This is a genomic window from Micromonospora phytophila, from assembly GCF_023656545.1.
Lineage (GTDB): Bacteria > Actinomycetota > Actinomycetes > Mycobacteriales > Micromonosporaceae > Micromonospora > Micromonospora phytophila.
In genome coordinates, this window is record NZ_JAMOKF010000206.1 from 1 (window position 1) to 9,997 (window position 9,997).

Below are 9,997 nucleotides of genomic sequence, written 5' to 3' on the forward strand. Positions count from 1 at the left end.
TGGTTTAGTCGCCTTTGCTCGTACCGAAGGCCCTTCACCATGTCACGCCGCCACGCCGGCAACGAGCGCGATCATCAATCTCTTGCGCGATCCGCCGACACCCCGAACCCCTTATTTACCAGGCTCTTAGAGGGCGAACTCTTCGGGCGCGATGAGCGGTCGTGCATGGCCTCGCCCGCGAGGTACCGGTCGACCCAGCGCTTCACGGTTGGCCAGGAGACCTGGTAGCGGGCGGCGACCTCGCTGACCGGCCAGCCGTCGTCGACGACGAGACGGGCGACGAAAGGGCGGTGCTTGGGGTGAGGGCTGCGTTGGGGTGGGACATAGAGACTCCGGAAGGCGGCGGAGGGCCGGCCCTCCGGGGGGCTGAAGTAGCTGGGTTGAGGTCGGTGCGCCAGGGCTGCCCGCTTAGCGCCCGCGGCGAATTCAGTCGTTGAGGATGCAGAACTCATTGCCCTCAGGGTCTGCCAGGACGGCCCAGCCGAGGTCGTGGCGGCAGTCGTCGATGATGGTGGCTTCGAGCTGCTGTGCGCGGTCGATCTCGGCGCCACGGCTGCTGCTGTCAGTGGGAACGAGGTCGAGGTGGGCGCGGTTCTTGACGGTCTTGACGTCGGTGTCGTTGAGGAGAACAGCACGGTGTCTCCGTGGGGGCTGACGAGGTAGCACTCGTCGGAGCCGGGGTGATAGCTCTCGGGCTCTTGGACGTCCCAGGTGAGCAGCTGGCCCCAGAACTCTGCGATGGCGTGGGGATCGTGGGCGTCGAAGGTCGTGTGGGGACAGACTCAGTGCCACGGCTGGATTCCTTTCAGGGGTGATGAGCCGGCCGACGATGTCGATCAGGTCTTCCAGCGAGCGGCCGAGCGGTTGTTTCGGCGTCACGGAGGGCTTGGGTGGTGACCCGGGAGGCGAGCAGGAGCGCGGCGAGCACGAGTCCGAGGGCTGCGGCGATGAAGGGGGCGCGGATCCCCAGGCTGCGTCCGAGCAAGCCGCCGGCGAGGGCTCCGAGGGGGACGACACCCAGGACGACCAGGCGGTAGGCGGCGGTGACGCGGCCGAGGAGTTCGTCGGGGACTGCTGCTTGGCGCAGGGTGCTGACGACGATCTGGTTCAGCGAGGTGGCGATGGCAGCGCAAAACATGCTGGCAAGGGCGAGGGGTGTGTTGTGACCCAGGCCGAGGATGGCGTAGCTGGCGGCCGGGGCGAGGGCGGCGAGCCAGGTGATGGGGCCTCCGCCGATGCGGGGCACGACGTGTTCGGCGAGTAGCGAGCCGGCGATCGCACCGGCGGCGGGAACGGCGACGAACAGGCCGTAGTGCGACATGGGCATTTGGTACGGGCCGGTGATCAGCAGAACGAGCAGCCCGCCGGTGGCCGCGCCGAAGAAGTTGATTGCCGCCGAGATGAACGCGACTCGGCGCAGCAGGTCGTGGCGCCAGAAGTGGGCCCATCCGGAGCGGATGTCCTGGGTGATGGTGGTCGGGGTCGAGCGGTGGCGCTCCTGTTCCTCGCTGGTGGGGCGTAGCGCGGGCAGCAGCAGAGCCGCCAGGCCGGCGAGGGCGAACGCGGCCGCGCCGGTGTAGAAGGCCGCTGATGCTGCCAGCGCGAACAACGCCGCCCCGGCAGGCGGACCGATGAAGGTGTTGATGACGGACTGGGTCGCGAACAACCGGCCGTTGGCGCGCTCGAGCTGCTCGCGTGGCAGGAGACGGGGCGGGATGGTCAGGGAGGCGTTGTCGACCATCGTCTCGGCGCAACCGGCTAGGAACACTGCGGCGTAGAGCAGTGCGACGTGGCGCCATCCGTTCGCCAAGGCCACGGCGAGCAGCGCGAACCCGGCCGCGCGCAGCCAGTTGCCAGCGGTAAGTATCCGACGTCTGTCCACCCGGTCGGCCATCGCGCCGGCGGGGAGGGTTGCGACCAGCCATGGCAGGAACTGCACCACCGTCATGCCCGCCACCACGAGCGGGTCACGGGTCAGCGTGGCGACGAGCAGCGGCGCTGCGGCCTGCAGCAGCCCGTCGGCGAGGTTTGAGGACGATTGGGACGCCCACAATGCAGTGAACGATCTGCGTGGGGCGGCGGCAGGCACGATCAGTCTCCTGGTGGTGTTCTCATGGGTGATTGGGCGATTGGGAATGAGCATGCCAGTTAGGTAGTCTCACATGCAACAAAGCTTTTGACCATGAGAGGAGCTGATGGTGAGGTTCGGCCACATCGCGGGCGACCGCATGCTCGACCTGGTGAACACCGTTGACTGGCGCCTCGGCGGGTGCGAACGCACTGAGAACCTGAAGACCTTCTCCGACGTCGTCGATTGGTGCATCGAGTCCGACTTGATCAGCGGAGACGAGGCCGTGGCCCTGCGCGACCTCGCCGGCCAGGACGACGCCCGGGCCGAGCGGGAACGGCAACAGGTCATCGAAGCGCGCGAGAGGGTCTACGCAGCTCTCTTCGAGGATGACCCCGAAGCCGCCGCAGACCTCGCGGGCATGTACCGGGCGGCGATCGCCGCAGCCGACCTGGTCCGAACGGGCGACCGCTGGCAATGGCGAGACCGGGAGACCGACCTCCGCTTGCCCCGCAATCGCATCGTCCGCGGGCTCGTGGCTCTCACCCAGCGCGACGACCTCGACCGCCTCCACCAGTGCGAAGACGCCAAGTGCGGCTGGGTTTATCTCGACACATCACCGCGGCGGAACCGCCGCTGGTGCAACACGAAGGACTGTGGCGACCGCAACCGCGCCCGCGCCTACTACGCCCGACAGAAGACGAAGAGCCATCGGCACTGATTCATTCACCGCCTGTGGGCGTGGACTCACGACGCTGAGGCTCAATCAATGTCCCCGGTCAGTACAACTAGCGGCACCGACCAGCCACGCTGACGGGCGGCAGCGACTTCGTCCTGGTAGTTAGCGGCAGGCACCTGAAGAATGAGACGGGTGTGGCCGGCAGATGCTCGGAGGGGACCATGAGACCGAGTCGTGAAGAGACACTGCGGTTGGCGAACGAGCCGGTGACCGCCTGGCCGAACCTCGAGGTGGAGTACGAGCCCCGCCCGGCGAGGAACACGTACGTGGTGGAGCTGAGCGAGGCCGACCTCGTGGCTGTTCGAGGAGGCCCAGCGCCGCGGCGTCAACCCGTCGACGGTGATCCAGGGCCTGATGCGCCAGGCGCGCCGAGCGGCAGATAGCCCGCCAGCAGAACAAGACGCGGAGGCAGGACCTTCTCCTTCCGCGCCTCGATCCGAGGCTTAGCCCCGTACTCGAACGCGAGGGGACGGGAGGGCGCACCAGCAGACGCAGGTAGCTACCGGCCGTCCCCCACAGCCTTCTTTCACATCACATGGATCATGCATCCATGGATGCACGCTGGGGAAAGGAAACGCGGTCTAGCGTCACGTTCCGTCGACAATGCTACATGCCGAATCCGGACAAACCTGCATAACTGCAGGTCAGAGCAACCTCTCCTTCCGACTACGGATCAGAAGGTTAGGGGTTCGAGTCCCTTCGGGCGCACAGAGCAAGGGGAAGCCCCCGACCAGCCGAAACGGCACGGTCGGGGGCTCTTTCGTGTCCGCCAAAATCAGGCTTCGAGCGGCCTTGGGAGCCAAGCTGGGAGCCACCGGGTACCTCACTGCCCGGACAGCGCACGGGACATGGCCGCCGCAGCAGAACGGCGATCGCCTTCCATCAGGTGCCCGTAGACACCCTTGGTGATCGCGATCGACGTATGCCTCGATCGACCGACGGAGCGGCCAAAGAGCAGATCCTCATCCGTGTCGATCCTGAGACCTACACCGCGCTTCAGCGCGCAGCCGTTTGAGGGGCGCAGGTCGATGCAAGACCTCGTGTGCGCGATCATCGAGGACTTCGTCGTCGGACTGCGATCGAGAGAGCCGGGATTCGAAAAGGCACTGCTCGGACTGCGAGAGGCGCAGGCAACGAAGGACGGTGTACTTGCACGGCGCGGTGTTCACGGAGGTCGGGCTGTCGCTCCTGACAGCGCCCTCTTGTACAGCCATCCGTACACCCGAGCCGACCGACCTGGCCAGTCGAGCGCAGACGCGAGACGACAGTGCGAGCAGATCAGCGACAGCGACTGACGCCGGCCGACAGGTGTCTTGATCTTTGCAAGGCAAGGTTCGCCCGCTCGGGTCTTCGAGGGCATGATGTGCCGGTGATTACGGAGCAGGAGGCGCGAAGGACGGCGAAGGCGGTGCTGCAGGACATGTCCTCGGTGCCCGGTGTGCCGCAGCTTGCGATTACCGACCTGGAGGAGCGCCAGACCTGTTGGGTCTTGTACTACCAGTCGGTGCGGTACATCGAGACCGGATCCTTCCTCGACTCCGTCGCCGGCAACGCGCCGATCCTTGTGGACCGGACAACGGGGCAGCCGCACGAGACGGGCACGGCTCGACCGATCGACTTCTACATCGCCGAGTACACCAACGGCCGACACACGTGCGCATTCTGCGCGACGGCGCAGGCGTAAGCACCAACACCTGCGCCGGCGTGTCAGGCCCGGGATTTCCCGGCTGCCCGGTCGACGAGGGCTTGGGCAACTTCGCGGAGCTTGCAGTTGGAGTCCTGCGACACCTTGGCCAGGACCGCGAACGCCTCGGCCGGTGTGCAGCGGCGCTCGGCCATGATGATGCCCTTAGCCTGCTCGATGACCGCCCGGTTGGCCATCGCCTCCTGCATCTGCCGGGCGAGGGTGGCGGTGCTGTCGTAGAGCTGCGCGTTGGCCAGGGCCACCGCGGCGTACGCGGCGAACGTCTCCAGGACCGACACCGAGTCGTCGTCGAAGGCGTGCGGCGTGGGCGCGTAGACGTTGAGCGCTCCGACGACCGCCTCCTGCACCGGCAGGCCGATCGACACCGAACTGCCCACCCCCGCCTTCTCGGCGCGTTCGGCCCAGTCAGGCCACCGGTCGTCGGCGGCGAGGTCGGGCACGGACATCACATCGCCGCTGGCGGCGGCGTCCAGGCACGGGCCGCGGCCCTGCGCGTACTGCCGCTCGTCAAGGTCGCGCGCCACGTCGCCGGTGAACGCCGCCGTGTACCCGATCCCGCCGCGCACGAGCGTCACCGACACCTGCACCGGCACAGGCAGCACCCGTTCGGCCAACTCGGCGACGCGCTGCAGGACATCGTCAAGACCGACCTCGCCGAGCTTGATCCGGCCGAGCTCGGTGAAGGCTTCAGTGGGGTCCATCGGCGGGCGGGTCATGCACGGGGTCCTCACGACCGGCACACCCTGCCCGAAACCGAGACCGAGGAGAGCGCGCGGATGGCAGCCCACACTTCGCGGGCCGCTGCACGGCCCCACCAGGGCGGAGCCGGGACCCACGCCGCTTCATCGACGCCGGTTCGCCACATCCGACGCCCCGGATGCGGACTACAGAACCGTCAATTTACTCCGTCTGCCGCTGGGGCGTCCCGGCCCGCCAGGTCAACGGCGGGTCCGGCCTCGAAGCGAGCATGCTCAGCACGGCCAGGCCGATGACGAACCGGTCCCGGACCGTGTCGTCGGTGAGCCCGAAGACAGCACGTAGGGCCGTGGCCTGGCCCCGGGCAACCGGCTGGGCCTTCAGTCGGCCCGGTGCAGCGGCCCCCACTCCGCGGACGCCTGCTCCTCGACCGCCCGGTCCGCCTCGCGCAGGGCCCGCTCCGACACCCAGGCGACCGGCCGGTGGCAGCGCACCAGCGGCTCGTTGTCCGGCCCCCGGCCGCACTGCTCGCCGATGAGCACCCACGGGCGTACGCCGGGGCCGCGCAGCTCGCGCAGGTGGCAGTAGTCGTAGAGCCGTCGGGCCACCCACAGGCGCAGCGGACGGTTTCCCCACCACGACTCGACCGCGAGCGGGTTCGCGGAGAGACCGGGCAGGTCGATGCCGGTCAGCGCGTCCCGGCTGGACTGTCCCGCACCGCACTCCCCGGACAGGTCGGCGTCGGGCCCCCGGGACCACCGGACGTACAGCTTCTCCTCCGGGCCGGCCTCCCGCAGCAGGTCGACGAGCTGTTCCAGGTCGTCGACGACGGGCATCACCGATTCGTACCGCGCGCCGCTCATGTGGCTCTTGTGCCCTGTCGACGCGCGACCATTCCTCGATCATCCCGGCTCGGACGCACGGCGGCGCTCAGCCCTGTCGGTAGGTGTTCCGGTAGTAGCCGCCGACCCGGTCCCGGTAGTCGGGCTCGCCGTACGCGTCCGGGTCGAACGCCGGCGACTGCTTGACCTGCTCCCGGGTGCGGTGCACCTGCACGACGCGGTCGAGGTGGTCCACCCGGGCCACCGTGCCGATCGGCAGCAGCACCTTGCGGCCGAGGATCCACGGCCCGGTGTCCACCACCAGCCAGCGGGCGTCGGTGTCGGCGCTGGCCTCGTCGACGGAGCCGATCCGCCCGTCGGTGGCCTCCACCCGGTAGCCGGCCAGGTCGACCGGGGTACCGGGGCCGGGGGCGTCCGGCCCGGCGCCGGCGCCGGGCCGCCCGCCGGTCGGCGCCGCGTCCGGGGTCGCCTGCTCGTATCCGCCCGCGAGGGCGGACGGGTCACGCCAGGCCCAGGGGTTGAACGTCGACGGTTGCACGGGCCACCTCCGATGACGGGTCTTTTCGCCGGTCGGAGTGAGCAGTGCCCACCGCACGGTCACCGGAAACAACGTGGCAATTTTCGGTTCACCGAAATGTCTCGGTGCGAAATACGTCATATTCGTCGTCGGTCGATGGGCGGGATGCGGGCGTCGCAGGTGGCGGCGCCCGGAATTGCGGGGACGCACACCCGACCGCGATGCGGAGTGTCCGCCCGGCACATTCTCCCGCTCCACCGTCGCCGACCATTCTGGCCGGCATCCGCTGCACGGATACAAAGGGGGACGTCAGATGCGCCGTACCATTCGCCGGCTCGGCACCGCGCTCGCTCTCACGGTGGGGCTCGTCGGCGGCGCCGGGGGTGCCGCCCAGGCGGCGACCGTGAACCCGGTGACGCCGCAGTCGCTCTGCGGGCCCGGCTACACCGCCGTCGACCAGGATCCGATCCGGCACGCCCAGACCGGCGCCCGGCTCGGCACCGTCCACCTGCTGTACCACCCGCTCGTCGGGTACGCCTGCACGGTGACGATCAAGTCCGCCCACGTCGGCACGCTCACCCGAACCCAGGTCTACGTCGGCGGCGCGGTCGACGACGCGAACAAGCTCTACGCCGCCGGCCCGACCCGTGCGTACGTCCGGGGTGGCTGCACGATCTGGGGCGGCCTCATGGCCGACCCGACCGGCACGATCCACTACCACGACCGGGCGAACCCGGCGGTCGGCGGCATCGGCACCTGCTTCTGAGGCGCGCGCCCCGGCGGGCCCGCCGCGACGTGACGGGACTGCCGGGGCGATCTCGAGGGCGGTCGGCGCAGCGCGCCGCTAGTGTCGGACCGGTGGGACGGATGCGCGGCGTCCACGAGCGGCCGGCGGGGCTGACGTACCAGCCGGAGCTGGTCGACCCGGACGAGGAGCGGTCGCTGCTGACCGCGCTGGCGGCGTTCGACTTCCGCGAGGTCCGGATGCACGGGCAGATCGCCCGGCGGACGGTCCGTCACTTCGGCTTCGACTACGACTACGGCTCGTTCCAGCTCACCGAAACCGAGGCGCTGCCGGTGGAGTTGCGCGAGGTGCGGGAGCGGTGCGCCGCGCTCGCCGGCGTTCCCGCGTCCGGGCTCGCCCAGGCCCTGGTCACCCGCTACCCGCCCGGCTCGGTCATCGGCTGGCACCGCGACGCTCCCGCCTTCGGCCCGACCGTGGTCGGGCTCTCCCTGGGCTCCGCCTGCCGGTTGCGCTTCCAGCGGGGCACCGGCGACGACCGCCGGGTGTACGAGGTCGAGCTGGCGCCCCGGTCGGCGTACGTGCTGGCCGGGGCGGCGCGGGCCAGCTGGCAGCACAGCATCCCGCCGGTGCCGGACCTGCGCTACTCGATCACCTTCCGGCAGCTGCGGGGGTCGTGAGCTGCGGTGTCGGCCGGCTCTCCCGGCCGTCCGACCCGGTGTCGCTGGCATACTCGGCTGCCATGGTGCTGTCACGCGGCTGGGCGCTCTTCCTCACCGGGGTGGGAATCTGGACCTGGGTGATCTGGCCGAGGTTCGCCGTCGCCATCTGGAAGGACCCCCGGTCCTGGTCCACCGGCACGATCGGCGAGTTCCCCGCCACCGGGTTCCTGTGGGTGCACGCCCTGCTGATCGCGGCGTCGCTGGCCATCGGCACCACCGTCGGGGTCCTCGGCGTCCGCGCCTGGCGGGCCACCGGTCGGCGCACCGACCGACCTACCGGCTGACGAGCCACGGGTCAGCGGACTGGCGTCGGTGCGGGGTCGGACGTCCGTAGCCACGCTCGTCGCGCGCGAACTGGGCGAACTCGATCGGCGGACGGCCCAGCAGCCGCCGTACGTCGTCGGTCAGTCCGTCGGCCAGCCCCAGCCGCCAGGTGGTGTAGGTGGTGTAGAGGGCGAGCGTGACCAGGGCCATCCCCCACGCCATCCTGCGCGCGGGCGGCCCGCAGGTAGCGCGCCGGACTCGCCGGGACGTACCGGACCGGCCGGTCCAGCTCCGCGCCGAGCACCCGCGCCACCTCGGCGTACGTCAGCGCCCGTGACCCGGTCGGGGTGCACGCCCTCCCGGCGTGGCCGTCCTCGCGCAGCGCCAGCGCGCCACCTCCGCGACGTCCCGGACGTCGACGAACGCCGTGCGGCCCCTCCCTGCGGGCAGCAGGATCCGGTCCTGTTCCCGATGTCCCCGGCGTGGTGGAGAGGTTCTGCATGAAGAACGCCGCCCGGACGAAGGTCCACTCCAGGCCGGACCGGCGCAGCCACTTCTTCAGGTCGTGGTGCGGGACCGCCGGGTTGCGCTCGGCGCCTGCAACGACAGCAGCACCACCCGGCGTACGCCGAGCTGCCGGGCGCGGTCGAGCGCCGGGAGCATGTCCCGCTTGACGTTGCCGATCTGTGGGGGGCGCATGAGGAACATCCGGTCCACTCCCGTGAAGGCCGCATCCCAGGTGTCCGGGTCGGTGAAGGAGAAGGCGACCGTCTCGTCCCACGGTCCGGTGGCCGCCCCATCGCGGACGGCTGCCCGCACCCGGTGGCCGCCGTCGCGCAGGATCCGGGCGACGTGCCAGCCGGCCCGCCCGGTCGCGCCGGTCACCAGAACTGTCAGGTCCGCCCGGGAATGTCGGGGCCCCGCAGTGCGCTGATACCCCCGTCAGCGGGATCTTCGGTCCCACCGCTTCGGAGGTGTCACCCTGCTGATCAGGGCAGATAGCTCGGTGAAGATGGTGTGACCCGGGACGCTACCCGTGGATTTGACGATCAAACCCGCGGACGCGTAACTTTCTCTCTGTCAGCGCGGAACGGACGAAACGGGCGAAAGTCCTGGAGGCCGGAGCGCGGGAATGACTCCAGGGTCGGGCCGGTTGTATCCGGTACGAGCCTGGATCGGGCTCCGGAGGCTTTACGAAGCCGGACGGGGCCGGGAATGACTCCAGGGTCGGGCGGGTTGAACCCCGTGTGAGCCTGGACCGGGCGGTGCCCCCGGATTCGCCGCGAGGCGGATTTGGTGAAGCGAAGCCGACCGGGTAAGGTTGTCGACCGGCAGGGAAACGGACGAGCTAGCGGGAAGCCGCAGCGGCCGGCCTGCCAAATCCGATGATCAGCGCGGCGGTCACCGCTGCGCGTGCTCAGCGGCGCCAACCCGTACGAAGCACGACAGACCGGTACACACGGTTTGACACGGCGGAGACGGTGAGGTAACGTAGTAAAAGTGCCCGGCGCCAAGCGGCGGGTGCGGTGGACGAAATACCCCGGGTCGGGGCTCCACGGTGTGGGGTTTTCGGGCGGTGTGTGGTTGTTCTTTGAGAACTCAACAGGGTGCTTGATAAGCCAGTGCCAATTATGATTTATACCCCGGACTGGTCGGGCTTCGGCTCGGTTGGTCTTGGATTCCTTTGGCAACATTGTTTGTT

13 protein-coding genes and 2 pseudogenes are annotated in these 9,997 nt (G+C 69.5%); 5 read left to right on the forward strand and 10 right to left on the reverse strand.

Features of this window, described 5'->3' with window-relative positions; all coding sequences use genetic code 11:
• Positions 1–122: 122 nt before the first annotated feature.
• From NCC78_RS21390 to NCC78_RS21400, 4 genes and pseudogenes are all read right to left on the reverse strand, one after another.
• Positions 123–325: pseudogene (locus NCC78_RS21390) on the reverse strand (helix-turn-helix domain-containing protein); the annotation flags it as partial.
• A 101-nt stretch (positions 326–426) separates the two neighbouring features.
• Positions 427–666: a VOC family protein gene (locus tag NCC78_RS21395; protein ID WP_250796556.1), complete on the reverse strand. Its 240-nt coding sequence runs from the start codon at positions 664–666 to the stop codon at positions 427–429.
• Between the two features lie 5 nt (positions 667–671).
• Positions 672–740: pseudogene (locus NCC78_RS32580) on the reverse strand (hypothetical protein); the annotation flags it as partial.
• 65 nt (positions 741–805) lie between these two features.
• Complete coding sequence (locus tag NCC78_RS21400; protein ID WP_284706336.1) at positions 806–2,143, reverse strand: MFS transporter; 1,338 nt, start codon at positions 2,141–2,143, stop codon at positions 806–808.
• A gap of 52 nt (positions 2,144–2,195) precedes the next feature.
• Between NCC78_RS21400 and NCC78_RS21405 the strand changes: the two genes are divergently transcribed.
• A complete protein-coding gene (locus tag NCC78_RS21405) occupies positions 2,196–2,789 on the forward strand; it encodes a CGNR zinc finger domain-containing protein (RefSeq protein WP_250796559.1) in 594 nt (197 codons plus the stop codon).
• 841 nt (positions 2,790–3,630) lie between these two features.
• On the opposite strand, the gene NCC78_RS21410 is transcribed toward NCC78_RS21405, so the two are convergent.
• Complete coding sequence (locus NCC78_RS21410) at positions 3,631–3,861, reverse strand: hypothetical protein (protein ID WP_250796560.1); 231 nt, start codon at positions 3,859–3,861, stop codon at positions 3,631–3,633.
• A gap of 315 nt (positions 3,862–4,176) precedes the next feature.
• Here NCC78_RS21410 and NCC78_RS21415 point away from each other — a divergent pair, with 315 nt between their 5' ends.
• Positions 4,177–4,491 (forward strand): YrhB domain-containing protein, encoded by a 315-nt coding sequence (locus NCC78_RS21415; protein WP_250796562.1) that lies wholly within the window; start codon positions 4,177–4,179, stop codon positions 4,489–4,491.
• Between the two features lie 23 nt (positions 4,492–4,514).
• Here the strand turns inward: NCC78_RS21415 and NCC78_RS21420 are convergent, their stop codons facing one another.
• From NCC78_RS21420 to NCC78_RS21430, 3 genes are all read right to left on the reverse strand, one after another.
• Positions 4,515–5,228 carry a GAF and ANTAR domain-containing protein gene (locus tag NCC78_RS21420; RefSeq protein ID WP_250796564.1) on the reverse strand — a complete coding sequence of 238 codons (714 nt, stop codon included), beginning with the start codon at positions 5,226–5,228 and terminating at the stop codon, positions 4,515–4,517.
• 360 nt (positions 5,229–5,588) lie between these two features.
• A complete protein-coding gene (locus NCC78_RS21425) occupies positions 5,589–6,071 on the reverse strand; it encodes a DUF6098 family protein (RefSeq protein ID WP_250796566.1) in 483 nt (160 codons plus the stop codon).
• Between the two features lie 67 nt (positions 6,072–6,138).
• On the reverse strand, positions 6,139–6,588 hold the full coding sequence (locus NCC78_RS21430) for a PRC-barrel domain-containing protein (protein ID WP_250796568.1): 450 nt from the start codon (positions 6,586–6,588) through the stop codon (positions 6,139–6,141).
• A 292-nt stretch (positions 6,589–6,880) separates the two neighbouring features.
• Here NCC78_RS21430 and NCC78_RS21435 point away from each other — a divergent pair, with 292 nt between their 5' ends.
• The 3 genes from NCC78_RS21435 to NCC78_RS21445 all read left to right on the forward strand — a co-directional run bounded on the left by NCC78_RS21435 (position 6,881) and on the right by NCC78_RS21445 (position 8,315).
• Positions 6,881–7,333, forward strand: coding sequence for a hypothetical protein (locus tag NCC78_RS21435; RefSeq protein WP_250796570.1), 453 nt, complete (start codon positions 6,881–6,883; stop codon positions 7,331–7,333).
• 101 nt (positions 7,334–7,434) lie between these two features.
• The gene (locus NCC78_RS21440) at positions 7,435–7,989 is read left to right on the forward strand and encodes an alpha-ketoglutarate-dependent dioxygenase AlkB (protein WP_250796575.1); all 555 of its coding nucleotides are present in this window, start codon (positions 7,435–7,437) and stop codon (positions 7,987–7,989) included.
• A gap of 62 nt (positions 7,990–8,051) precedes the next feature.
• Positions 8,052–8,315 (forward strand): SCO4848 family membrane protein, encoded by a 264-nt coding sequence (locus NCC78_RS21445; RefSeq protein WP_250796571.1) that lies wholly within the window; start codon positions 8,052–8,054, stop codon positions 8,313–8,315.
• On the opposite strand, the gene NCC78_RS21450 is transcribed toward NCC78_RS21445, so the two are convergent.
• A complete protein-coding gene (locus NCC78_RS21450) occupies positions 8,305–8,505 on the reverse strand; it encodes a hypothetical protein (protein ID WP_250796572.1) in 201 nt (66 codons plus the stop codon). The two genes, NCC78_RS21445 and NCC78_RS21450, sit on opposite strands and share 11 nt — an antisense overlap.
• 348 nt (positions 8,506–8,853) lie before the next feature.
• The gene (locus NCC78_RS21455; protein WP_250796573.1) at positions 8,854–9,180 is read right to left on the reverse strand and encodes an SDR family oxidoreductase; all 327 of its coding nucleotides are present in this window, start codon (positions 9,178–9,180) and stop codon (positions 8,854–8,856) included.
• Positions 9,181–9,997 lie beyond the last annotated feature (817 nt).